This is a genomic window from Acidiphilium sp. MT5 (assembly GCF_054767495.1).
Window position 1 is genome coordinate 1 of the sequence record NZ_BAABMR010000009.1, and the last position, 22,986, is coordinate 22,986.

Annotated in this window: 19 protein-coding genes and 2 pseudogenes; 11 read left to right on the plus strand and 10 right to left on the minus strand. The window is 61.2% G+C overall.

Going from position 1 to position 22,986, the window contains the following annotated elements; all coding sequences use genetic code 11:
* The first annotated feature begins 382 nt into the window (after positions 1-382).
* Positions 383-1,333, plus strand: a complete 951-nt coding sequence (locus ACYUCQ_RS10540; protein WP_460254640.1) for a DNA cytosine methyltransferase — start codon at positions 383-385, stop codon at positions 1,331-1,333.
* Between the two features lie 83 nt (positions 1,334-1,416).
* The gene (locus tag ACYUCQ_RS10545) at positions 1,417-1,983 is read left to right on the plus strand and encodes an HNH endonuclease (RefSeq protein WP_460254490.1); all 567 of its coding nucleotides are present in this window, start codon (positions 1,417-1,419) and stop codon (positions 1,981-1,983) included.
* Between the two features lie 98 nt (positions 1,984-2,081).
* On the opposite strand, the gene ACYUCQ_RS10550 is transcribed toward ACYUCQ_RS10545, so the two are convergent.
* Positions 2,082-3,368, minus strand: coding sequence for an acyltransferase family protein (locus ACYUCQ_RS10550; protein WP_460254491.1), 1,287 nt, complete (start codon positions 3,366-3,368; stop codon positions 2,082-2,084).
* Between the two features lie 109 nt (positions 3,369-3,477).
* On the opposite strand from ACYUCQ_RS10550, the gene ACYUCQ_RS10555 reads away from it, so the two are divergent.
* Positions 3,478-4,209, plus strand: a complete 732-nt coding sequence (locus tag ACYUCQ_RS10555; protein ID WP_460254492.1) for a hypothetical protein — start codon at positions 3,478-3,480, stop codon at positions 4,207-4,209.
* A 62-nt stretch (positions 4,210-4,271) separates the two neighbouring features.
* On the opposite strand, the gene ACYUCQ_RS10560 is transcribed toward ACYUCQ_RS10555, so the two are convergent.
* The 3 genes from ACYUCQ_RS10560 to recR all read right to left on the minus strand — a co-directional run bounded on the left by ACYUCQ_RS10560 (position 4,272) and on the right by recR (position 6,790).
* Entirely contained in the window at positions 4,272-4,991 is a 720-nt protein-coding gene (locus ACYUCQ_RS10560; RefSeq protein WP_460254493.1) for an SGNH/GDSL hydrolase family protein, read from the minus strand.
* A complete protein-coding gene (locus tag ACYUCQ_RS10565) occupies positions 4,984-6,102 on the minus strand; it encodes an OpgC family protein (protein WP_460254494.1) in 1,119 nt (372 codons plus the stop codon). Before ACYUCQ_RS10565 ends, ACYUCQ_RS10560 begins: the two co-directional genes overlap by 8 nt.
* Positions 6,103-6,205: 103 nt before the next feature.
* A complete protein-coding gene (gene recR / locus ACYUCQ_RS10570) occupies positions 6,206-6,790 on the minus strand; it encodes a recombination mediator RecR (RefSeq protein ID WP_460254495.1) in 585 nt (194 codons plus the stop codon).
* 75 nt (positions 6,791-6,865) lie between these two features.
* Here recR and msrB point away from each other — a divergent pair, with 75 nt between their 5' ends.
* Positions 6,866-7,267 carry a peptide-methionine (R)-S-oxide reductase MsrB gene (gene msrB, locus ACYUCQ_RS10575; protein ID WP_460254496.1) on the plus strand — a complete coding sequence of 134 codons (402 nt, stop codon included), beginning with the start codon at positions 6,866-6,868 and terminating at the stop codon, positions 7,265-7,267.
* 6 nt (positions 7,268-7,273) lie between these two features.
* On the opposite strand, the gene msrP is transcribed toward msrB, so the two are convergent.
* Positions 7,274-8,230 (minus strand): protein-methionine-sulfoxide reductase catalytic subunit MsrP, encoded by a 957-nt coding sequence (gene msrP, locus ACYUCQ_RS10580; RefSeq protein ID WP_460254497.1) that lies wholly within the window; start codon positions 8,228-8,230, stop codon positions 7,274-7,276.
* A 74-nt stretch (positions 8,231-8,304) separates the two neighbouring features.
* Here msrP and mazG point away from each other — a divergent pair, with 74 nt between their 5' ends.
* The 7 genes and pseudogenes from mazG to ACYUCQ_RS10615 all read left to right on the plus strand — a co-directional run bounded on the left by mazG (position 8,305) and on the right by ACYUCQ_RS10615 (position 14,296).
* A complete protein-coding gene (mazG, locus tag ACYUCQ_RS10585) occupies positions 8,305-9,111 on the plus strand; it encodes a nucleoside triphosphate pyrophosphohydrolase (RefSeq protein ID WP_460254498.1) in 807 nt (268 codons plus the stop codon).
* Positions 9,112-9,391: 280 nt separating this feature from the next.
* Positions 9,392-10,402, plus strand: a pseudogene (locus tag ACYUCQ_RS10590) (OmpP1/FadL family transporter); the annotation flags it as partial.
* 87 nt (positions 10,403-10,489) lie between these two features.
* Positions 10,490-10,912: pseudogene (locus ACYUCQ_RS10595) on the plus strand (OmpA family protein); the annotation flags it as partial.
* 96 nt (positions 10,913-11,008) lie between these two features.
* Positions 11,009-11,566 (plus strand): SCP2 sterol-binding domain-containing protein, encoded by a 558-nt coding sequence (locus ACYUCQ_RS10600; RefSeq protein ID WP_460254499.1) that lies wholly within the window; start codon positions 11,009-11,011, stop codon positions 11,564-11,566.
* Positions 11,567-11,626: 60 nt separating this feature from the next.
* On the plus strand, positions 11,627-13,078 hold the full coding sequence (locus tag ACYUCQ_RS10605) for a malonyl-CoA decarboxylase domain-containing protein (protein ID WP_460254500.1): 1,452 nt from the start codon (positions 11,627-11,629) through the stop codon (positions 13,076-13,078).
* Between the two features lie 9 nt (positions 13,079-13,087).
* A complete protein-coding gene (locus ACYUCQ_RS10610; protein WP_460254501.1) occupies positions 13,088-13,996 on the plus strand; it encodes a heme-dependent oxidative N-demethylase family protein in 909 nt (302 codons plus the stop codon).
* Between the two features lie 66 nt (positions 13,997-14,062).
* Positions 14,063-14,296 carry a hypothetical protein gene (locus ACYUCQ_RS10615; RefSeq protein WP_460254502.1) on the plus strand — a complete coding sequence of 78 codons (234 nt, stop codon included), beginning with the start codon at positions 14,063-14,065 and terminating at the stop codon, positions 14,294-14,296.
* A gap of 59 nt (positions 14,297-14,355) precedes the next feature.
* Here ACYUCQ_RS10615 and ACYUCQ_RS10620 read toward each other — a convergent pair whose 3' ends face one another.
* From ACYUCQ_RS10620 to ACYUCQ_RS10640, 5 genes are all read right to left on the minus strand, one after another.
* A complete protein-coding gene (locus ACYUCQ_RS10620) occupies positions 14,356-14,775 on the minus strand; it encodes a GNAT family N-acetyltransferase (protein WP_460254503.1) in 420 nt (139 codons plus the stop codon).
* A 72-nt stretch (positions 14,776-14,847) separates the two neighbouring features.
* Positions 14,848-17,316, minus strand: coding sequence for a DNA topoisomerase (ATP-hydrolyzing) subunit B (gene gyrB / locus ACYUCQ_RS10625; protein ID WP_460254504.1), 2,469 nt, complete (start codon positions 17,314-17,316; stop codon positions 14,848-14,850).
* A gap of 81 nt (positions 17,317-17,397) precedes the next feature.
* Complete coding sequence (locus ACYUCQ_RS10630) at positions 17,398-18,786, minus strand: efflux transporter outer membrane subunit (RefSeq protein WP_460254505.1); 1,389 nt, start codon at positions 18,784-18,786, stop codon at positions 17,398-17,400.
* The gene (locus ACYUCQ_RS10635; RefSeq protein ID WP_460254506.1) at positions 18,783-21,809 is read right to left on the minus strand and encodes an efflux RND transporter permease subunit; all 3,027 of its coding nucleotides are present in this window, start codon (positions 21,807-21,809) and stop codon (positions 18,783-18,785) included. The genes ACYUCQ_RS10630 and ACYUCQ_RS10635 overlap by 4 nt, the downstream gene beginning before the upstream one ends.
* Positions 21,809-22,858, minus strand: coding sequence for an efflux RND transporter periplasmic adaptor subunit (locus tag ACYUCQ_RS10640; RefSeq protein ID WP_460254507.1), 1,050 nt, complete (start codon positions 22,856-22,858; stop codon positions 21,809-21,811). The genes ACYUCQ_RS10635 and ACYUCQ_RS10640 overlap by 1 nt, the downstream gene beginning before the upstream one ends.
* Between the last annotated feature and the right edge of the window lie 128 nt (positions 22,859-22,986).

The window sequence follows — 22,986 nt, forward strand, 5'->3', positions numbered from 1 at the left end:
GTCCGACCCCATCTTGGCACATCCGATGCCGTAGGGCCGTCCACCCCAACATTTGAGGGTGAGATTAAAGCGGGCGTAGTCGGGGGCGCCGAGGGTTTTGCGGAGCATCTGCGCGATCGCGGTGAAGCGGTCGGCGAGACTCTGTGCGAGGGTGTTAGTGACCTGCTCCATTTCGCTAACATGGCATAAGAGGGGGTGGGTGCGAAAGGGGAAAATTAGCACAAGAATTAATTGGCTATTAGGGATTGGGGGTATAGCGTGGGGGCATGCATCAAATACGGGGTTTGGTGGGTGCGAATCGGTATTGATCTGGTAGGCACGGCGTTATGATGCTGTGCGGCGTGTGGTGAAGGTTGGGGGCGGTATGCTGAGTTCAGTTGAGATGTGTGCTGGCGCTGGTGGACAGGCCCTGGGCCTGGAGCAAGCGGGATTCGGCCATGAGGCGCTTGTCGAGATTGAGCAAGATTATTGCAAGACTTTGCGGTTCAATAGGTCAGAGTGGAATGTATTGAGCCGAAGCTTGGTTGATTTTGATGCCCGACCGTATCGGGGCATTGATTTGCTGGCCGGCGGGTTGCCTTGTCCACCGTTTTCAGTCGCTGGGAAGCAGCTTGGCGAAAATGATGAGCGGAATTTATTTCCCGAGGCGTTGCGTCTTGTTGACGAGTGCCGCCCGCGGGCCATCATGATTGAGAATGTGCGTGGATTTTTGGATGCAGTGTTTGAAGATTACCGGGTTTATTTGAAGGATCAATTGAAGAAGTTAGGCTACGATACTGAGTGGCGATTGCTGAATGCCTCGGAATTTGGAGTTCCGCAGTTGCGCCCGCGTGTGGTGATTATTGCGCTCAAGAAGGGGGCGATGGGTGATTTTGAATGGCCGGCGGTTGCTGCCCATAATCCGCCCACGGTTGGCGAGACGCTCTATGATCTCATGGCGGCGAATGGCTGGCGCGGCGCTCCGGCTTGGCGGGAGCGCGCGAGCGAGATTGCACCAACGATTGTTGGTGGATCGAAAAAGCATGGCGGCCCTGATCTTGGCCCGACGCGTGCGCGCAAGGCTTGGGCGACACTTGGGGTGAATGGTATTTCGATTGGCGAAGCCGCACCTGATCCTGATTTTGTTGGGATGCCCCGTTTAACCGTCCGGATGGTGGCTCGGTTGCAGGGATTTCCCGATGATTGGCAGTTTGCGGGCAAAAAGACGATTGCCTATCGGCAGGTTGGCAATGCGTTTCCACCACCGGTTGCTCGTGCCGTAGCCACCCAAATTCAACGGGTTTTGGCGCGACCGAAAGCGGTGATGACGACCCCGGCACGGCGAGCCTCGTAAAAGCCGGCGAAATCAGTGATTTAGAGTCGGCAAGCCCTCCCGAATTTGCCATAGTTTGGCAGAGACAAATTGGGAGAAGTCCGTTGGCAAAGGTTGATGGCGCAAAAAGGCGCTTGTTAGCTCATTTTCTGGCAAATATCGGCCGGGTGATGGACAGGGATGAATTGCGGCCGATTGCCAATAATCGAAGCGAATGGGCGCGCCGGGTGCGCGAGCTTCGCGATGAGCAAGGTTACCAAATTTTGTCGCACTCTGATCGGGCAGACCTGAAGCCTGGTCAGTATTTGATGATTTCGGCGGAGCGTAAGGAGGCCGCTGAACGAGCAATTTCAAAAGAGACGCGGGCGCGAGTTTTGGAGTTATATGGGTCGGTTTGTTATAGTTGTGGTGCCATCGCCGGTGAACCGAACCCCGCGAATGGCAAAGTCACTGTGTTACATATGGGCCATATCAAAGCCAAATCGCATGGTGGCGACGATACAATATCGAATCTTCGGCCAGTCTGCATGGTTTGTAATACCGGCGCTTCGAATACCACCCCTGAGTTGCCCAGTGCAAAACGTATCATTTCAGAACTGCGCAAGGCTCCCCGTTCTGACCAGTTCGACGTGTATACGTGGCTTAAAGGTAAATTCGAACCAGAAATTTAGCAACGGGCGTTTGGGGATGTCGTCAGGGTAGCGAGTGATCGCACGATTGGGGCACGAAGGGTTGGTGCTGATGGGCACGCAGAAGGGTGGTGGGGTGCTCAAGCGCACCCGATCCTACGAGGCGGTTGGGGCGGCGTGAGATGATGGCGTAATGCGCGGTTGGCTGGGTCGCCGATATGGCGGGCGGTGAGGTGGGCGGCGAGGGCTGATAGGGTTAGGAAGAGGGCGAGCCAGGGAAGTTGCAGCCAATAGCTCATGGATTGGGCGGGCACGATGTCACGCATGATGGCGAGGATGATGATGTGAAACAAATAAAGCTCGTAGCTATGACGGCCAAGCCATTGGATGGGTTGTGCGGGGAATTGGCGGGTCCAGCGCGGTGTTGGCTCCGGCAGGCTACCGAGAATGATTCCGGCCGTTGCTAATGCGAGGAGGGTGAAGGCGTAGATTTTGCGATCTCCGCCAAAGCCGTTCAGCCAGACTTCAATGAGTGTGAGTGTGGCGATGATGCGCAGGGCGCGGGCGGCGCGGTTGGAGAGTTTTAGGTGTGGGGCGAGCAAGGCGCAGAGGCAGCCGATGGCGATTGCGTCGAAACAGGCGAGATTGGCGTAGAGATAGAAGATGTCGCTATGCAGATGGTGGGCGCGGTAATACGGCCCGATGATGATGAGAATGATGCACAGGGCAACGATGAGCCAGGTTTTGCGGAGCAGAATGCAGGCCAGCGGGAAGATCAGGTAGAATAAATCCTCGACCGATAGCGACCAGTAGATATTGAGGCAATAATTGAAATAACCCAGACGCTGCATCAGAATATTATGCCAGAAGGTTAACACCGACCACGCGCCGAGTACAACATCGATGAGTGGTTTGTTGGGTTGCTTGAAGGGGGCCAAGCCGGTGAGGCCGAGGGTGACGATGATGGTTAGGGCGATGAGCAATAAGGGTTCGAGTCTGGAAAAGCGCATGACGTAGAAAGAACGGAGCGAAATTCGGTTCAGCGCGCCGTATCGGGCCAGGGAATTGCTGGTGATCAGATAGCCCGAAATGACAAAGAACATTGTCACGCCAAAATTACTCCAGCCGATGAGCGCAAAAACGGCGGCGCCGCCGAGCAGAGTGTGGAGCGGGCCGCTGCTCCAGGGCTGGTACGTATCGCTGAAATGGAGCACCATCACCATCAGGATCGCGATACCTCGGAGGAGATCGATCCGCGGGTTGCGTTGGGGGGCTGGGGTCAAGCGATTGATGGTGTTGAGGGGGGCATGGTGCGGTCCGAATTGGAGATTGGGGGGATGGTGGCCAATTTGGCGGGAGCGTGCAAGACTGATTGTGGTTAGTGATTTTGGTTGGCAGCTCATCGGGTGATCGGTTGCGCGACTCATGAAGCCTATTCGCGCGTCATTCTCGGATCGGCGCGTTTTTGATTTGTGCGCGCGCACGGGGTGGCCGAAAGATGGTTGGGTGGATGGTCTTCATCGATGAGGAGCAGAGATGAAAATTCTTACGATTATCAATGAGTTTCTGGCTAAATTTCAGGGGGGTGCGGCGGGCAGGATCAGTGCTTTGCCGGTGCCGGTTCAAGATATTCGGCTTGATCCGCGTGATTCGACAATCATGATGTATGTTTCCATGGTATTTTCAGATCATTTGGAGCCTGAAGCGCTGCGCAGGGCTGTTAATTATTGCTTTGAGACATACCCTACTATTGAGGGTGCGCATTTTTCGCCGCTGATAAATTGGGTGAACGAGCATGCGGATGTTAAGTTTTATGAGATTCCGGTTCGGATGCGGGTTCAATTATGGCGGGGGGTGATTCGGTATTTTGGATCATCATTCGCGGCGGAGGCGGAACGGCTGCCGTTGGCGGTGCGATCGATCCCTTATCAGCGGTCATGGACCGAGGACAAAAGGCGGCAGCGCGCGATAAAAATTTTGTTTCAATGCTTTATGGAGGCACATTTTAATATATGTCCGATCGCTGATGCGGAGCAAATTTATCCGTTTAAAGCGGTGACGCGGAAATTCTACATCCATAGGCGGCTGGAGCGGTTTCATTGCGTGAAGTTTGGGCAAATTGCTGAGCCAGATCGGCAGGAGATTTACCGGTCAATTCTTGATTATTTTGATTTGACCGAGGATCAGTTTCGCTATCCCAGGGTTTTGAAAGTCATCAAATATACCCCCCCGGCAAATGCGCCGCGAGGCGATTCGATAAGGCGCTGAATGCGCTTCTGATTGAGCGAAAAGTTTTTGCTGCTTTTTTCAAAAAGCAGGCTTTTGCTTGGTTACGACGCGGCTTGGATGGCGGTGGCGAGGGCTTGGGCGGTGCAGGCGTAGCCTTGGTCGTTGAGGTGCATGTGGTCGGGGGCGAGGAAGTGGTGGAGGTGGGGCCAGCTGCGCATTAGGTGGTCGCGGGAGAATAGGTTGACGCGGTATTCTTGGGCGAGGTGGGCGAGGGCTTGGTTGATGCGGGTGTTATCGGGCTGGCGGCGGAGTTTATCGGAGCGTTGGTTATCCATCAGGATGATATCGGCGCCTGAGGCTTTGAGGCGGTGCAGGCCGATGCGCACGAGGCGGGTGAAGATTTGGGGGGGTTCGCCCCTTGCTGCGGCGTTGGCGCCGACTTGCCAGATGATGAGTTGCGGGCGGAGCGAGAGGATGTCGCTTTGCATGCGTTGGTCTTCGCGCTTGGCGTCTTCGCCGTTGATGCCGCGATTGATGACGCTGATTTCGGCGCTGGGGAAGGCTTCGGTCAGATCATCTTGGAGTTCGGCGGGGTAGGAATCGGCGGGGTCGCTGGCCATGGCGCCGGCGGTGGAGGAGGAGCCGAGGGCGGCGATGATGATCGGGCGGTGTGCGGCGAGGGCGGCTTTGAGCACCGGCAGATGCAGGGTTTGGCGCGGGGATGGCGGGCAGGTTGGCGCGGCGGCGGCGCTGAGGCCGGGACTGACGCTGGCGGCGAGGAGCGATAGGATCAGGATGGTGGCGCGGTGCAGATTAGGCATTCGGCGCGGATTCCTTGGGTTTGCTGTCTTTGAGTTTGTACCAGGCACCGAGGGCGGCGATGGCCCAGAGGAGCGACAGGCCGGCGGCGTTGACGAAGAGTTGGGCGAGCCAGCCCTGATTGGTTTCGAGGATGGCGCGGCCAATGAAGGAGAGCAGGATGCTCGCGCAATAGGTGCTGAGCCCGTATTGGCCGATCAGGATGAAGATGGCGGCGGCGCGACTGCGCATGATCGGGTGATCGGCGCGGAAATAGCGGGCGGCGAGCCAGGCGAGGGCGAGGATGGAGGCGAGGCGGTACGGGTGCAGGCCGGATTTGTCGATATTGCGGATGAGGGGCGCGATCAGGGTGGGAACGTGGCGGGCGAGGCTGGGTTCGATCCAGGTGGTGAGCAGGATGACGAAGCCGAGGACGAGGGTGGCGATGGCCAGGGCATCGGTGCTGCGGGGCGGGAGGTTTGGGCGACCGTAGCGGGCGAAGCTCATGCCGAGCACGAACAGGAATTGCCAGGTGAATGGGTTGAAGAACCAGCCATGGCCGGTGGCGGTGGGCAGGTTCCAGCCGAACAGGCGGGCGCCGGTATAGAGGGCGAGGCTGCTGAGCAGGAGGGTGCGGGGGTGGCGGAGCAGAATGAGCAACGGGGCGATGCCGACCATGATGGCGACATAGAGGGGCAGGACGTTGAGATAGGCCGGTTGGTAGGTGAGGAGCACGAGGTGGATTGAGGCGCGGAGGGGATTGGCGATGAAGGCTTGCAGGCCGATGGCGGCGAGGTAGTGCGGGCGGTGGAATTGGCCCGCGAGGGCGGAAACCAGGGCGATGAACAATACGGCGAGGAAGATGTGGGCGATGTAGAGGGTCCAGGCGCGCTTGGCCATGTCGGCACCCGCAGAGAGGGGGTTCGCGCGATCAAGTTTGCGGCCATAGACCAGGGCGGCGGCGAAGCCTGCGAGCAGGATGAAGATTTCGGTGGCATCGTTCAGAGCGAGGTTGCGCACGGTGAAGCGGGCGAGGGTATCGTGCGGGATATGGTCGAGAAAAATGCAGAACAGGGCGATGCCCCGGAAGAAATCGACGCGCAGATCGCGCCCGGTGCCACGGATGAGGGTCATTAGATCAATATTGGTTTCGCTCGAATCGACAGATCCGAGCGGAACCAATGAAATTGATCGGCAAACCAAGGCTAGGGCGCGATTGATGAGGAGCAATCACGCTCTAAGCTTCTCGGCGGGCGGATAGAGCGAGGGCGAGGGTGCCATCATCGAGGATGTCGATGGCGCCGCCGACGGGCACTCCTTGGGCGAGGCGGGTGACGCGCACGCCGATGGGTTTGAGGCGTTCGGCGAGGTAATGGGCGCTGGCCTGGCCTTCGACGGTGGAGGGGAGTGCGAGGATGATTTCCGGGGCTTCGGCGAGGCGGGCGAGCAAGGGGGTGATGCGCAATTGATCGGGGCCGCGCCCGGCGATGGGCGAGAGCAGGCCGCCGAGCACGTGATAGCGTCCGCGAAACAGGCCCGCGCGTTCGAGCGCCCAGAGATCGGCGACGGTCTCCACCACGCAGATGATCGGCTCGCGGGTGGGGTCGGTGCAGATGGCGCAGGGGTCGGTGCCATCGAGGGTGCCGCAGATGTGGCAATTTTGGATTTTGGTGGCGGCGTCGGCCATCGCTTGGATCAGGGGGATCAGCCTTTGTTCCTTATCGCTCAGCAGGCGCAGCACAATGCGCCGGGCGCTGCGCGGGCCGAGGCCGGGGAGACGACCGACGAGCTGGATCAGGCGTTCGATTTCCGGCGCACTCATGGTTCTGCGATAGCGTGTGGCGCGGGGCGCTGCAATTGGTATAAGATTGGGCGGTGTAAGATTGAGGAGCAAAAAATGGCTGAGCAGGATTATCCGTTTCAATTGAGCGATGCGGAATGGCGGGCGAAGCTGAGTGCGGATCAGTATCGGGTGATGCGCGGGCATGGCACTGAGGCGCCGGGGAGTTGCGCGCTGCTGAGCGAGAAGCGGGCGGGAGCCTTCTCCTGTGCCGGGTGTGGCGCGCGGTTGTTTGAGACGGCGACCAAGTTTGAAAGCGGCACCGGCTGGCCGAGTTTTGATGCGCCGGTGGCGGGCAGTGTGGCGAGCACGATCGATCGTTCGCACGGGATGGTGCGCACCGAGGTGCATTGCGCGCGCTGCGGCAGCCATCTCGGCCATGTGTTCAATGATGGGCCGGGACCGAGCGGGCTGCGCTATTGCATTAACGGGATTGCGATGGATTTCACGCCCAGTTAGACGCGCTCACATGAACAGGGTTTTGTTTTGCGGCATGCCGGCATAGAGCGAGGCGACATATTTGGCGTAGCCATTGTAAATAACGGTGGGAATCACTTGATCGGTGCCGATCACGCGCTCGCGCGCCTGGCTCCAGCGCAGGGTGGGGAATTTTGGGTTCACATTGGCCCAAAAGCCGTACATGTCCGGGCTGGTTTGCTGCCAGAAGGTTTTCGGCTGGGATTCCACGAATTCGATGCGCACCAGGGATTTGGCGGATTTGAAACCGTATTTCCAAGGGAGCACCAAGCGGATCGGGGCGCCGTCTTGTTTGGGCATCGGCTGGTGGTACATGCCGGTGCCGACGAAGGCGAGTTCATTCATCGCCTCTTCCATGGTCAGGCCTTCATGGTAGGGCCAGGGGAAGAACGGGATGTTCAGGCCGGGCATGACTTTATGATCGGCGAGTGAGGTGAATTTGAGATATTTGGCGCGGGCGGTGGGTTGGGCGAGTTTGACCAGATCGCTCAGGGCAAAGCCCTGCCAGGGGACGACCAGCGACCACGCTTCGACGCAGCGATGGCGATAGACACGGGTTTCGGTTTTGACCTTTTTCATCAGGTCATCGAAGCTGATGGTGAAGGGCTTGGCGACCTGGCCATCGATGCGGATGGTCCAGGGTTCGAGGGGGAGTTTTTGGGCGGCGCGCCAGATGTCTTTGGAGAGGCCGAATTCGTAGAAATTATTGTAGGTTTCGGCGTCTTTGACCGGCGTGATCGGGCGGCCCGGATCAAAGCGCATGGCGTGGGGCGAATAGGATTGCGCAGCGGGCGCGGTGGCTTGGGCCTGTGCGGTGCCGATCAGGCCAAAGCCGAGGGCGGCACCGCCCATGGTGGCGAGGGCGGCGCGGCGATCCAGCGCCAGGGCTTCGGGGGTGGCGGCGGATTCGGGCAAATCCCAATCGCGAGGGTGGCGGATCAACATGGTTCGCTCCTTGTTTTGGCCTATATAGGGGCGTTTCTGAAACTTGGCTATCAAACTGATGTGAGGGTGGCGTGATGGATGACCCAATAATGGCGGCGTTGCTCACGGTGATGGCGCGGCTGCGCGACCCGCAGAGCGGCTGCCCGTGGGATTTGCAGCAGGATTTTGCCAGCATCGCGCCCTATACGGTGGAGGAAGCCTATGAGGTTGCCGAGGCGATTCGGAGCGGTGATCCAGAGGCGCTGCGCGATGAGTTGGGCGATTTGCTGTTGCAGGTGGTGTATCATGCGCGGCTGGCCGAGGAGCGCGGCTGGTTTGATTTTGCCGGTGTGGCGGCGGGTATTACCGATAAGATGATCCGGCGGCATCCGCATGTGTTTGGCGCGGGGGCGGCGCGCGATGCGGCGGCGCAGAGTGCGGCTTGGGAGGCGCAAAAGCAGCGCGAGCGGGCGGGGAAGGCGATGAGCGGGACGCTCGATGGGATTGCGAGCACCCTGCCCGCTTTGATCCGCGCGAAGAAACTGAGCGGACGGGCGGCGCGGGTGGGGTTTGATTGGCCGGACGCGCACGCCGTGCTCGATAAATTGGATGAGGAAACGCGGGAGTTGCGCGCCGAGTTGGCGGGCGCTGATCCGGCGCGGCTGGAAGATGAGCTGGGCGATATGTTGTTCGTGATGGTGAATTTGGCGCGCAAGCTGGGCTGCGATGGCGAGGCGGCGCTTTCGCGGGCGAATGCGAAGTTCGAGCGGCGGTTTCGCGCGGTGGAGCAGCGTTTGGCGGCGCAGGGGCTGGCGCCGGCGATGGTGGATTTGGCGGCGATGGAGGCGGCGTGGCAGGCGGTGAAGCGTGAGGAGATTGGGGGGCCAGAGCAGGCTGGATGAAAATATTCGGGTAATTGCATAAAAACTATTGATCGGCGCTGAAAAATGTTCCATTGAACGAATATAACGGGATCACGCAATCTTTATTGCTGGGTCAGAATGAAAAACGTTTAGGGAAGGAATGGGGATGCGGTATAAAACACGTCTGATGCTCGGGCTGGCCGCGGTGATGGGGTTCGGGTTTGGCACCGCGCATGCGACATCGGGTTATTTTCAGACCGGCTATGGGCAGAAAGTAGTCGCGATGGGCGGCGCCTCGGATGGCGTGGTGACCGGCGCAATGGGCGGGGCGAATAACCCGGCGAGTATTGCGTTCGCGGGTGAGAGCTTCTCGATTGGTGGGACGTTTTTCAATCCGATCCGCAGTTCCAACCGGATCGATAATGCGTATGGGCTGAACGGGTCATCGGTGAGCAAGGATGATAATTTCCTGATCCCGGACATTGGTTTCAACACGCATATCAATGATCAATGGTCGTTTGGGCTGACCATTTATGGCAATGGCGGCTTGAACACCGATTATCCGGGTGGGGCGCTGAAATGCCCCAATCCGCAGACCGGGCAGTTGCAGCCGGGCAATTTGCTGTGCGGGCCGGGTCATCTCGGGGTTAATCTCACGCAGGCGATCGTGGCGCCGAGCATTGCTTATCGGGTGACGCCGACTTTTGCCGTCGCGGTTTCGCCGCAGATTATTTATCAGACGTTCTCCGCCGATGGGTTGCAGCCGTTTGAGGGTTATTCATCTGATCCGGCGGCGGTGACCAATCGCGGTGGCGATGGCTCGCTCGGCATTGGCGTGAAAGTCGGGGTGTTTTGGCAGGTGACGCCGCAATTCTCGGTGGGTGGCACCTATTCGCCCAAGGCCGATATGGAGCGGTTCAAGAAATATGCTGGGCTGTTTGCCGGGGCGGGTGGTTTTGATGTGCCGGCGAGTTTTTCGGTCGGCGCGGCCTATAAGATTACGCCGCAATTGATGGTTGCGGCTGATTTCCAGCGGATTTTCTATGGGGATGTGCCCTCGATTGGCAATCAGAGCAGCAATCAGGCGCCGCTCGGGGCGAATAACGGGCCGGGCTTTGGCTGGCGCAATATCAATGTCTATAAGGCCGGTGTTGCCTATAAAATCGATCCGCGCTTCACGCTGCGGGCCGGTTATGCCCATTCCGACAATCCGGTGACATCGAAGAATGTGACGTTTAACATTCTGGCGCCGGGTGTGGTGGAAAATCAGGTTTCCGCTGGTTTGACCTATCATTTTACGCCGCAAAACGATGTGACGCTGACGGTGTTCCATGCGTTCCAGAACAGTGTTTCGGGCGCGACCAGCCCGCTGCTGCCGGGTGGCGGGATTGATAGCGTCAAATTGTCGGAAAATTCGGTGGGTATTGGGTTCTTGCACCATTTTGCTCCGCCGCCGCCCGCACCGGTGGCACCCGCGCCGATGCCGGTGGCGACCCCTGCCCCGGCGCCGGCACGGACCTACCTTGTGTTTTTTGACTGGAATAAGGCGAATTTGACGCCACGGGCGGATCAAATCATCGGGCAGGCGGCGCAAGCCTCGCGCAGCACGCAAGTGACGGCGTTGCACGTGAATGGCTATACCGACACCTCCGGCACGGTGGCTTATAACCAGAAATTGTCGCTCCGGCGCGCGGATGCGGTGGCGGCAAAGCTGGTGACCGATGGTGTGCCCAAACAGGACATCGAGATCAAAGGCTATGGCGAGACGCATTTGCTGGTGCCGACCGGGCCGGGTGTGCGCGAGCCGCAAAACCGGCGGGTTGAGATTATTCTAAACTGATAGTGGCGACAGGGTGCGGATGGTTCCGCACCCTTTTGCTGATCGGGCCTTCACCACGCAGCCGGTGCGCCGGTTGCCAAGGCGGGAGCGTTTGTCATGATGAAATCAAAATATAGTTTGGTTCTGCTGGCTTTGTTGAGCGGCACGGCCCTGGCTGCGCCGCCGGGCGGCAGCGTGGCTGGGGGCGATGCCGGCAAGCCGGTGTTTATGTCACCGCAATGGGCCGGGCATTTATGCGATGCATGGAACCATGACCCGCAATTGACCAAAGGTTTGGCCGGGGGTTGGGCGCATAATGTTGATGCCCACGGCTATAAAATCATTACGATTTCAGACTCGATTTGCAAAATCAGCGCGCCGATCGAGCTGAAAATCCAGGATCAGGCCGGGTTTGCTAAATGTATTTATGGCGGGGCGCTGACGGCCAAACATCTTGATTATAGCCATGATTATTCGATGTGGGCGACCACCCAAAACTGGCTGCATATGGGCTCGCCGATGACGGCGATGATGTTTGGGCGGTTGAATTTCAAAGGGCCGAAATTCGAGGCCATGGGGAATATGGGGCCGTTTGGCGGATTTTTGCATCTGGTTTCCACCGTGCCGGCTAGTTTCGGCTATTGCCCGCCGCAAGGGCCGGGCTTGCCAAAATAGCCCTATCGCCTGGATTTCGCGTTGTGGTAGCTTTTGGGTGAACCGGCCCGGAGCAAAGCCATGACATTGTCCTCGCCCCCTGATCGACCTCATCTTGCTCCGGCAGGGCGCGGGCCGGGCACGCGCGCATGGCTCGCGGGGGTTTTTGCCGCGATTGCCGAGCGCACGCGCCGGAGTGCGGTGCCGGGCAGTGCCGGGCCTGATCCGCTCGATTATGCCAAATTATTGGCGGCGTCGTTGATTTCTGAGCGCGGCGAGGCTTCGGGCGCGGCGATTGCGCAGGAATTGCTCGCGGTGCTGGCCTCGCTCAGCGCGGAGCAGCTTGGCGCGTTCTGCACCTATTTGGGCGATGGGTTTGTCCCTGATCCGGCGGCGCTGCGGGCGGCTTCTTCGCGCTACTTAGAAGCGCCGAATGCGGAGAATAGTTTTTTGCTGGCCGAAGCCGCCGAGCCGCCCCGGCAGGAATTGCTGCGGCGGATGAATATGGCACCCGGCGGCACGGCGGCGCTGATTGCGCTGCGGCGCGATGTGCTGGCGCGGCGGAGCGCCAATCCGGCGCAAAAGCGGCTGGATGCGGATTTACGGCATTTATTCTCCTCCTGGTTTAATCGTGGGTTTTTGGAATTGCGCCGGATTGATTGGCAAACACCGGCAGCGATTTTGGAGAAATTGATCGCCTATGAGGCGGTGCATGAAATTCAGGATTGGCAGGATTTGCGCCGCCGCTTGGCTGCCGACCGGCGCTGTTTTGGGTTTTTTCATCCGGCCTTGCCGGGTGAGCCGTTGATTTTCGTGGAAGTGGCGCTGGTGCACGGCTTGGCCGGATCGGTGACGGCTTTGCTCGATCGCGATGCTGATGACGCGGCACAGCGTGCGCGGGCGGCGGCTTCGGACACCGCGATTTTCTACTCGATTTCCAATTGTCAGGACGGGTTGCGCGGGATTTCGTTTGGCAATTTGCTGATTAAGCAAGTGGTTGAGGAGTTGCGCAACGAATTGCCGAATTTGCGCTATTTCTCCACCCTGTCACCAGTGCCAGGATTTCGCGCCTGGCTGGAAGGCTCGCATGGCGCGGCGGTGCTGGCCGAAATTCTGCCCGACGACACGCAACAGGCGACGCAAGCGGCGACGCGGGCGGCACTGGCGGGCGCGCAGAATGCCGAGCAGCTTGAGGCGACGGCGCTGCGGCCGATTTTGTTACAGCTTTGTGCGCGCTATTTGACCGGCAAGGCGGCCTATTGGCGGATTGATCCGGTCGCGAAATTTCATTTGGGCAATGGGGCGCGGCTGGAGCGGATTAATTGGATGGCCAATCCGACGCCGCGTGGCTATCAGGAATCCTACGGGATTATGGTGAATTATCTCTATGATTTGGCGGCGATTGAGGAAAATCATGAGGATTTCACCCGTGATGGCCATGTGCATCGCGGGGCCTCGGTCGAGGCGTTGCTCAAGCCGCCCGTGTCGGCGGGCGAAAAGCCGGGGCTGGTGCGGCGCATGCGCTTGGGGTGAGTGATTGGGGTGAGTGAAGGTCTTCCGCCTGCGCCGGTTTATCTGCCGTTTCAGGCGGGGGCGTACCGGCCGGCGATGGGCTTGATGGCGGGACCGCTCGATCAGCTCACGGCTTTTGACGATCAATATCTGGATCAGATGGCGCAGCGGCGGATTTTGCTGGCAACGCGGCGCGATGAGGTGTTGGCGGCCACACCTGGTTCGGGCGCGATGTGTGCTGAGGCGCTGGCGGTGCTGGTTGCGCATTTATGCGCTGACCGTGCGGCGTGGTTCAGCCGGTGCGACAATGTGCTGACCAATCATTTGACCGGCGAGACATGGGCGCTGGATCGGCTCGATCATGATCCGCTGGAGGTGGCGGGGCGATTGGTGGTTGAGGATATTTGTTTGCTGGCCCCTGCCCCCTGCCCGCTGCTCGCGGCTGCGGTGCTGTGTTTTCCCTCACGCTGGCGGCTTGCCGATAAAATCGGCCAACCGCTCAGTGCGATTCATGCGCCGGTGCCTGATTATGGGCCGGCGTTAAGCGGGCCGGTTGATCGGTTTCTCGGTTTGCTCAAGCCGGGGCGGCTGGTTGCGCGGATGAATTGGTCGATCCATGATGATGCTGCTTTGTTTCAGCCCGAGGCCGATCATGCGCCGCGTCAGACGATCACGGCGGCGAATGCCGGGGCGCTGCTCACCATGCGCATTGAGCGTCAGACGCTGAGCCGGTTGCCGCAGACGGGGGCGATATTGTTTACCATCCGCACCTATCAGCATCGGTTGAGCACGGTGGCCGCTGTGCCGAGCGCGGCGGCTTCGCTGCGGGCGGCGTTGGCGGTGCTGCCCGATGCGGTCGCGGCGTATAAGGGGATTAGCGCGTTTCGCGCGGCGCTGGAGGGGTATTTGGGTGGGTTTGCTTGCGTGGAGGGGTCGTGAGGGGATTGGTAATCGACTGATTTGATCAACACCGATATAACGCGAATGAGTTGAAAGGCACACAACATGGCAGCAAATCGCGGCGTAGGCGAGTTTGAGCATGAGGCGAGTGGGTTAAATCAGGATCGTGCCGTTGCATCGATTAACGACGGTATCGAGATCGGCGCGCCGTTTCGGGTTGATCGCAATGAGATGCTCGAACGACTTCGGTTAATCAGCATGCGCAGCAGTGCTCGACTGCACGGGCGGACGATGATCGCCGAGACTGAGCTTTATGACGAAGCCGGTCTACCCACGTAAATTTTTGTGCTCTTTCAGTTATCGTTTTGCAGGGGTGGAAATCCCAGCGGTTAAGCCGGTCAGACGAGAGTGAGCGAAAGATCAATCTCGTCGCGGATTGCAATGTTATCGTGCCCGATCAGCGGAATTTCGGGTTTGAGGGCGCGTGCGGCATTGACCGCGCCGGGGCGTAGGGATTGGAGCGTAAAACCCCGACGTTGGTAAAAGCGCAGCGCGGCGATATTATCGTTGGTGGTGGTGACCCTGAGCGATGGCACGCCATCGCGTCGCAGGGCGGTGATGAGGGCTGCTAACAGTGCGGAACCGACCCCCTGCCCTGGCGTTAGGGCATCGAGCGATAATAATTCGGCACCGCTGGCGCTGATCCGATAAGTTGCCAAGCCGCGCTGCGGGTCCACAACCCAGGCCGGGAGCGTCGACAAATCGATGATCTCGTTATGCACCACCATTTTAGCACCACCCCAGCGCGCCTGGAGCAAAGTCTCGATCCAGCGTTGATCGGCGCTGGTACGGGGACGAGCGTGGGGACAAGCGGGGGGACGGTGCAAAATTTACACGTCGAGATTCGAGACTTTGAGGGCGTTGCCGACGATGAAATCGCGCCTTGGTTCGACCACGTCACCCATCAGGGTGGAGAAAATTTGATCGCTTTCCTCGGCGTCGCCGATGCGCACTTGCAGGAGGCGGCGCAATTGCGGGTCGAGCGTGGTTTGCCAGAGTTGATCCGGGTTCATTTCGCCGAGGCCTTTGAAGCGTTGGATGGCGAGGCCTTTGCGCCCGATGGCGAATAACGCCTCGATCAGGCTGCACGGGCCTTGCACGGCGCGCAGCACGTCGCCCTGGCGCAGTTCCGGCGCTGTGGCGAACAAGGCGGACAGGCGGGCCGTGCGGTCATGCAGCCAGCGCGCTTCGCTTGAGCGCAAGGTTGCGAGATCGAGCGTGAAACGCTCGGCGACGCCGCGCACAGTGCGGGCGATGACGATGCCGCCAGCATCGACCGCGACGATCCAGCCGCGTTCATTGGGGAGCGAAATGGCATCGAGCCGGGCGGCGAGTGCGGGGGCCTGTTCGGTCATCGCCGCAGGATCAGCGCCGAGCAGGCCGACGATGGCGGCTTGTTCGATATAGGCCACCGGCATGTCGCGCGCGAGATCGGTGATGCGGCGGGCGGCTTCGCGCAGGAACGGCAATTCGGCGGCGAGATCCATCCCCTCGATCCGCGCTTCGTGCAAGGCGCGCTCGAACAGATAGGCTTCCATCGCGTCATCATCCTTGAGGTAGCGCTCCTCATTGCCGCGCTTGGCGCGATAGAGCGGCGGTTGGGCGATGTAGAGATGGCCACGCTCGATCAATTCGCGCATTTGGCGGAAGAAAAACGTGAGCAGGAGTGTGCGAATATGCGAACCATCCACATCCGCGTCGGTCATGATGACGATGCGGTGATAGCGCAATTTGCTGATGTCAAAGCCGCCTTGATCGGCATCCGCCGGGCCGATGCCGGTGCCCAGCGCGGTGATCAGCGTGCCGATTTCCGCCGAGCCTAACATGCGGTCAAAGCGGGCGCGTTCGACATTGAGGATTTTGCCTTTGAGCGGCAAAATGGCTTGGGTTTTACGATCGCGCCCTTGTTTGGCGGAGCCGCCGGCGGAATCGCCCTCGACGATGAAAATCTCTGATTTGGCGGGGTCACGCTCCTGACAATCGGCGAGCTTGCCGGGGAGGGTGGAAATATCAAGCACGCCTTTGCGCCGTGTGAGTTCGCGGGCTTTGCGGGCGGCTTCGCGCGCGGCGGCGGCATCGAGCACTTTTTGCACAATCAGCTTGCCCTCGCGCGGATGGGTTTCCAGCCAATGTTCCAGCGCATCGGCGACGGCGGCTTGCACGAGCGGCTGAACTTCGGAGGAAACCAGTTTATCTTTGGTTTGCGAGGAGAATTTCGGGTCCGGCACTTTCACCGAGAGCACGGCGGTGAGCCCTTCGCGCATATCTTCGCCGTTCAGCGAGAGATTGTCTTTTTTGCTGATGGATTCGGCGAATTTTGACAGAACACGGGTCAGTGCGGTGCGAAAGCCCGCGAGATGGGTGCCGCCATCGCGCTGCACGATATTATTGGTGAAGCAGAGCATGGTTTCGTGATAGGTTTCATTCCAGCCCATCGCGAATTCAACGCGGATGCCGCCGGGACCATCGGCTTTGTAATCGGTGATCGGGGGGGCGAAAATCGGGGTTTTGGCGCGATCCAGCCAATTCACAAACTCGGTCAGCCCGCCTTTATAGAGGAATTTTTCCTCCTGCACCGGCGTATGACGCTCATCGCGCAGGGTGATCGCGAGGCCGGAATTGAGGAACGCCAATTCGCGCAGGCGGCGCTCGAAAATGGCGAAATCGAATTCGGTGTGGGTGAAGGTGCCGGCCGAGGGTTTGAAGCTGACTTCGGTGCCGTTGACATGGTCTGACTGGCCGACGCGCGCGAGCGGGGCAACGGAATCGCCATGCTCGAAGCGGATGAAATATTCCGCACCATCGCGCCAGATCCGCACCTCCATCCATTCGGAGAGGGCATTGACCACGGCGGCGCCGACGCCGTGCAGGCCGCCGGAGACTTTGTATGAATTCTGGTTGAATTTGCCGCCGGCATGCAGCTTGGTTAGCACCACTTCGGCGGCGGAAATGCCCTCCTCGGGGTGGATATCGACCGGGATGCCACGGCCATTATCGGTGACCGTCATCGAGCCATCGCCGTTCAGCACCACTTCGACCTCGGTGGCGAAGCCGGCTTGGGCTTCATCGACCGCGTTATCGATGATTTCGGTGCCCATATGGTGCAGGCCGGACCCGTCATCGGTGTCGCCGATATACATGCCGGGGCGTTTGCGCACCGCATCCAGCCCGCGCAGCACGCTGATCGAGGCGGCGTCATACGCTTGGTCGGGGGTTTGGTCGGGGGTTTGGTCGGGGGTTGGCTCGGCCATGGAATCGGAGGATGGGGTCAGGCCAGGGGACGCCACGGATTGGGTCATAAAAACGATGCACTCCAGAGATCGGGATTCGGGTTTTTATCGCACAAAATGACCGATTTGCCTAATCGCCGACGGGTTGGATCAGGGGGGCGCACCGGCGAGGGCGGCGCGCAGGGCGGCGGCATCGAGCAGGCGGGTGGTTTGCGCTTGGCGCTGCGCGAGGACGGCCTGCTGCCAGGCGATTTCTGTTGTTAAAACAGTGTTGTAGCTGACGGCACCGAGGCGGAACTGGGCACGGGCCAGGCGATAGGCGGTTTTGGCGGTGTGGGCGCTCGCGCGATCATCATCCACCGTGGCGCGGGCGGCTTGCTGCAGGCGCAGCCCATCGGCCACCTGCTGGAAGGCGGTGAGCACGGTTTGGCGATATTGCGCGAGGGCGGCGGCCAGGGTGGCTTGGGCCGCGCGCTCATGGGCATGCAGCACACCGCCCTCGAACACCGGGGCGAGCAGCGAGCCAGCCAGCGTCCAGAGCGCGGCGCTGGGCTGAAACAGCGTGTTCAGGGTTTCGGCGGCATAACCGCCTTGCGCCGAGAGGTTCAGGCTCGGGTAAAGGGCGGCGACCGCCTCGCCGACGACGGCGTGATCGGCGCTGACCAGAGCGCGGGCGGCGATGATGTCGGGCCGGTGCGCGACCAGAATGGAGGGCAAGCTGAGTGGCGGGTTGGGCGGCAGGGCAAAATCATGCAGGCGAAAATGGGCGCCGGTGAGTTGGGCGGGCGGGATGCCGGCGAGCACGGCGATGGTGTGGCGCTGGACGCTGGCGGCGGCGCGCAAGGCAGGGATTTGCGCCAAGGTGGCCTGGAGTTGGGCGCGCTGCTGGAGCACGGGCAGGCGGGCAATGGCGCCGGCGCTGCGTTCGCCGGTGAGCAAGGTGAGCAAATGGCGCTCGCTCGCGGCGATACTTTTCTCCGTATCGATTTGCGCCTGCAAGCCGGCCTCGGTGATGGCGGCGTTGACCAGCGCGTCCGCGACGGTCAGGCGGGCGGCGGCGGCGGCAGCGCGGCGATAGGCGATGCGCGCTTGGCCGTTGCGAAAGGCGCTGGAGCGCGCACCGAACAGGCCGGGATTATAGCTCAGCGTGCCGGTGACTTGGAAAATCGTGTAGGCGCCAAAGCCGTTCGGGCCGGTGGGGAAGGCTTGGCGGGATTCCTGCGGGTTAAGGCTGAGTTGCGGCAGGAAAGCGCCATTGGCGGCTTGCGCGTTGGCGCGGGCGCGGGCGACCAGCGCCTCGGCGGCGGCGATGGTGGGGCTATGGACCTGTGCGGCGGTGATCAGGCGGTTCAGGGCGGGGTTTTTGAAACTCTGCCACCAAGATTGGCGGAGCGAGCTGCGCACGCTCGGCGTGCCACGCAGATAGGCGGTGGGCACGGGTTGCTGCGGTAGTTTGGCGAGCGGCACGGCGCAGCCGGTGAGGGTAGCGCTGGCTGTAAGGGCGATCAGCAACATGCGGGCGCGGGTGCGAAAAATCATCGGGCGCGCCGGTGGAGTAAAAGATACATGGCGGGAACGGCGAACAGCGAGAGCATGAAGCCCGAGGCCATGCCGGTGGCGAGCACCGCGCCGATATCGTAGCGGATCACCGCTTGCGGGCCGTTCGCGAGCATCAGCGGCACCGCGCCGCCGATCAGGGCGAGCGTGATCATCAGGATCGGGCGGAAGCGCAGCTGGGCGGCGCGATAGATCGCGGCGGGCAGATCATCGCTGTCACGCGCTTCGAGATGGGCGATTTGCACGAACAAAATCCCTTGCCGGGCGATCAGGCCCCAGACCGCGAGCAGGGCGATTTCGGTGACGATGTTGAGCGTGGCCCCGCCGAGGCTGATCAGGATCAGCGGGCCGAGGCTGGCGAGCGGCACGGTGGTGATCACCACGAACGGATCGCGCAGCGAGCGGAACTGGCCGGCGAGCAGGAAAAATAAACCCGCAAAGCCGAGCGCAAACAGCATGTTATTCGCCCGCTGCGATTGGCGAAACGTAGCAGAGGGGCCGGCATAGCCGAAGGAGGAGCCGGGGGCGTGCTGGAGCAAAAAGGCGCGGTGCAAGGTGGCGAGCGCATCGGACAGGGCGATGCCTGCGCGCGGCTGGCCGGTGATGGTGACGGTGGGCAGGCCTTGCCACGAGCCGATCGCGCTGGGGCGGGCGCGCAGGCGCATGCGCGTCACATCGCCGAGCGGGATCAAGGCACCGCTCTTGGTGCGCACCGGGGTTGCGGCGAGGGCGGCGATGTCGCTCGCGCGCGGGCCGGTGGCGATGATATCGAGATTGGCGTGGCCCAAGCTCACATGGGCGAGCGAGGCGCCGGAGAGTTGATCGCTGATCGCAGCCCCGATGGCGGCTTGGCTGACGCCGAGATTGGCGGCGAGGCGGGTGCGGGTGGTGATGATGTATTCAGGCTGCACCGATCCTGGCGAGACTTGCAGAAAATCGAATTTGCCGCTCGCATAGCCGGCATTGATGATCGATTGGGCGAGGTTGAGCAAATTGCCGTAATGGGTTTGGCCGGACACCAGCACATCGACCGGCAGGCCGTTCAGGCCGGGCAGGCCGTTATTTTCGGTGACATAGGCCTGCACGCCGGGCAATTTGGCGAGGGCGGTGCCGAGGATTTTCGCGGCGTGGCGGGCCTCACTCGGATTTTCAAAACTATAGCCGCCAAACAGGCCGTGGTAATTTTCATCGGCGACCATCCAGTCGGGCTGGCCGGGTTCGAGCCGGTCGAGCACATTTTGGATGGTGTGGAATTGCTGGGTGAGATAGGTGATCGAAGCACCATAAGGCCCTTCGGCGAAAATATTGACCGACAGCCCATCGGCGGCGGGGGTCAGATTGCGCGGTGCGGCGCTGTACAGCACGCCGCTCAGCACGGCGAGGCCGAGGGCGATGCTGACGACCCAGCCCGGATGCGGCAGGCTGCGGGCGAGTAGGCGCAGATAAATCGCGCGTAACCGATCGATGATGGAGGGGCGGGTGGAATGGTGCTCGCGTGCGCCGGCCCAGAGCGCGATCAGCGGCACGGCGGTCAGGGCGATCAGCAGCGAAAATAGAAAAGCGGTGATCAACACCAGCGCGAAGGGGCGAAACAAGGCCGCGGTCAGGCCTTGCAAAAACACCAAGGGCAGGAACGCGACCACCAAGGTCGAGGAAATCGCCGCGAGCACCGGGGCGAGGAGTGTCACGCTGGCGGCGGCGGCATCGAGCGGGGTTTCGCCCTCGGCGATGCGGCGGAAAATATCCTCGACCACCACAATCGCGTCATCGACCACCAGGCCGACGGCGAGCACCAGGGCGATGATGGTGAATAGATTGAGGCTTTCGCCGAGCAGATGCATCACGATGGCGGCACCAAGCAGCGAGAGCAGAATGGCGAGGAAGGGTGCGGCGGCGGCGCGCAGCGTGCCGAGCGAGAGCCGCACGATCACGCCCACCAAGAGGATAGTGATCAGCAAGGTGGCGGCCAGATCGCGCAGGCTGCGGGTGATGCTGATCGATTGGTCATAGGTGACGTTGAGATGCAGGCCGGGCGGCAAGGTGGTGCGGATATTGGCCAGCACCCGGCGAAAATCGCGCGAGACTTGCAGCACATTGCCGCCGGGGGCGACGCCGGCGGCGAGGAACACCGAGGGTTTGCCGCGCCACCAGTTTTTGAAACTATGGCTGGGTGGGCCGAGCGAAACCGTGGCCAGCGCCGAAAGCGGGATGGTGACGCCCGCGCGCGTGGTGATTGGGATGGCACGAAAGCGTGCGAGCGAGCCGAGATCCGGGCTGCCTTGGATGGTGATGATCGAGGCGTGATTGCGCAGGCTGCCGCCAGCGGCGAGCGCGGCGCGGCTGCGCAAGGCGCGGGCAATATCTTGCGCGGTGACGCCGAGAGCCACCAGCCGCGCCGGGTTCATCGCCACCCTGATCGCGGGGCTGGGCGCAAATAGATGCACCGGGCCGATATTGGGCACGGTTTCCAGCCGGGGGATTACGTCGGTTTGCAAAAACCGGATGACTTCGGTGCGCGAAATGCCGGGCGCGATGCGGGCATTGACATTGAGCTCCTGATTGCCGTTGGAGCGGCCGATCAGCGCGACATTGGGCAGGCGGACGGCGGCGGGGATGTCGTTACGGGCGGCATTCACCGCCGAGAGCACTTCGGCATAGGTGGTGTTTGGGTTAGCGCCGGGGGCGAGGAAGGCGCGAATATGCGACACACCTTGCCGGCTGGAGCCAGTCACATAAGCGATGCCGCCGACGGCAGCGACACTCGCTTCGGTGGGCACAGTGACGAAGCGATTAACCACCGAGGCGGCGGCACCGGGATAATGGGTGCTGATTTTGATCCGGTTGGCGGGGATTGGCGGGCTGGGGCGGATCGGCAAGGTGGCGAGCGACACCAGCCCAAACAACACCAGCGCGCAAACCCCCAGCAGCACCAGGATCGGGTGCTGTAACAGCCGCGCCCACAGGCCCGGGCGCGGGGGGGTGGTGAGGGTGGCGCTATTATCCATCAGGCGGCGGCGGCAAACGGGTCGATCATTTCGCCATCACGCAGCTTGAAGCCGCCCAGGGCGACGATGCGGTGGAGCGACGGATTGGCACCGATGATCGCGGTGGCGCCGCTGGTGGCCAGCACATGCACATAGATTGCATGCACGCTGGTGCTGCCTTTGGCGGTGTGCAGCGCATAGACGAACGTGCCAATCGGGCTGTTATTCAAGGCGGTGGCGGGGATGGCCAGGGCTGCGACCGGCGCACCGACCTTGAGATGAACAATGCCAAAGGCACCGGGCAAAGTATCGGGGTTCGGGTTGATGATTTGCCCTTCGACGCTGCGGGCACGGGTGGTGACATTGAGTGCGGGGCTGAGGGCGGTGATCACGCCGCGCACCACCGGCATTGGCGCGCCAGGGCGGGCGCGATCGGGGAGTGAAAGTGCGAAATGATCGCCAGGGCCGATGCCGGCCAGCTCGGTTTGCGGCACGGCGAAGCGCACCAGCAACGGGCTGGTTTGGGTCAGAGTGACGATGGGAGTGCCGGGGGCGAGATAATCACCGAGCGAGACGCGCCTGATGCCGAGCACGCCGCTGAACGGCGCGGTGATCACGAGTTTTGCGGCTTGGGCGGCATCGAGCGCCAATTGGGCTTGGGCTTGCGCGGCGATTGAGCGATCCGCATCGATTTGCGCGGCACTGACCCCGGAAATCGCCTGCAATTTGGCATCGCGCGCCAACACTTGGGCGGCTTCTTGCGCTTTGGCGTGGTCCAAAGCGAGGCGGGCTTGGGCGGTGGCCTGGTTCATGCGCAGCAGGATTTGGCCCTGGCTGACACGCTCGCCCGAATGAAACAGGATGGCGCTGACCATGCCGGCCCGGCTTGCCGCCAACACGGTGCTTTGGGCGGCGACCACCTGACCGGAAAGCTGGATTGCGGCGCGATAATGCAGAGGGGTGACCACGCTGACCGGCACGCGCGGCGCAGGGGCGGCGGCGATCAGTGTGACGGCGAATAGCGGCGCCATAATCCATCGAACCGGCGCGATCATCCTGGCGGCTGGCATGCTTCTTCCTGAGGGTGGCCACGCGGGCCGGATGGAGTGAAAAATTTTATTACGCGGATTTTTCCGCTTGGCAAAGACCCGCCAGGGGATAATGTGCGAAGCCAAGGAACGCGCAAAATTTTGCCCAG

Bases quoted from the DNA above. Each gene is read 5' to 3' on its own strand.
- ACYUCQ_RS10540 (WP_460254640.1), top strand. From the start codon at position 383: ATGTGTGCTGGCGCTGGTGGACAGGCCCTGGGCCTGGAGCAAGCGGGA.
- ACYUCQ_RS10550 (WP_460254491.1), bottom strand. From the start codon at position 3,368: ATGAGTCGCGCAACCGATCACCCGATGAGCTGCCAACCAAAATCACTA.
- ACYUCQ_RS10555 (WP_460254492.1), top strand. From the start codon at position 3,478: ATGAAAATTCTTACGATTATCAATGAGTTTCTGGCTAAATTTCAGGGG.
- ACYUCQ_RS10560 (WP_460254493.1), bottom strand. From the start codon at position 4,991: ATGCCTAATCTGCACCGCGCCACCATCCTGATCCTATCGCTCCTCGCC.
- ACYUCQ_RS10565 (WP_460254494.1), bottom strand. From the start codon at position 6,102: ATGACCCTCATCCGTGGCACCGGGCGCGATCTGCGCGTCGATTTCTTC.
- recR (WP_460254495.1), bottom strand. From the start codon at position 6,790: ATGAGTGCGCCGGAAATCGAACGCCTGATCCAGCTCGTCGGTCGTCTC.
- msrB (WP_460254496.1), top strand. From the start codon at position 6,866: ATGGCTGAGCAGGATTATCCGTTTCAATTGAGCGATGCGGAATGGCGG.
- msrP (WP_460254497.1), bottom strand. From the start codon at position 8,230: ATGTTGATCCGCCACCCTCGCGATTGGGATTTGCCCGAATCCGCCGCC.
- mazG (WP_460254498.1), top strand. From the start codon at position 8,305: ATGGATGACCCAATAATGGCGGCGTTGCTCACGGTGATGGCGCGGCTG.
- ACYUCQ_RS10600 (WP_460254499.1), top strand. From the start codon at position 11,009: ATGATGAAATCAAAATATAGTTTGGTTCTGCTGGCTTTGTTGAGCGGC.
- ACYUCQ_RS10605 (WP_460254500.1), top strand. From the start codon at position 11,627: ATGACATTGTCCTCGCCCCCTGATCGACCTCATCTTGCTCCGGCAGGG.
- ACYUCQ_RS10615 (WP_460254502.1), top strand. From the start codon at position 14,063: ATGGCAGCAAATCGCGGCGTAGGCGAGTTTGAGCATGAGGCGAGTGGG.
- gyrB (WP_460254504.1), bottom strand. From the start codon at position 17,316: ATGACCCAATCCGTGGCGTCCCCTGGCCTGACCCCATCCTCCGATTCC.
- ACYUCQ_RS10630 (WP_460254505.1), bottom strand. From the start codon at position 18,786: ATGATTTTTCGCACCCGCGCCCGCATGTTGCTGATCGCCCTTACAGCC.
- ACYUCQ_RS10635 (WP_460254506.1), bottom strand. From the start codon at position 21,809: ATGGATAATAGCGCCACCCTCACCACCCCCCCGCGCCCGGGCCTGTGG.
- ACYUCQ_RS10640 (WP_460254507.1), bottom strand. From the start codon at position 22,858: ATGCCAGCCGCCAGGATGATCGCGCCGGTTCGATGGATTATGGCGCCG.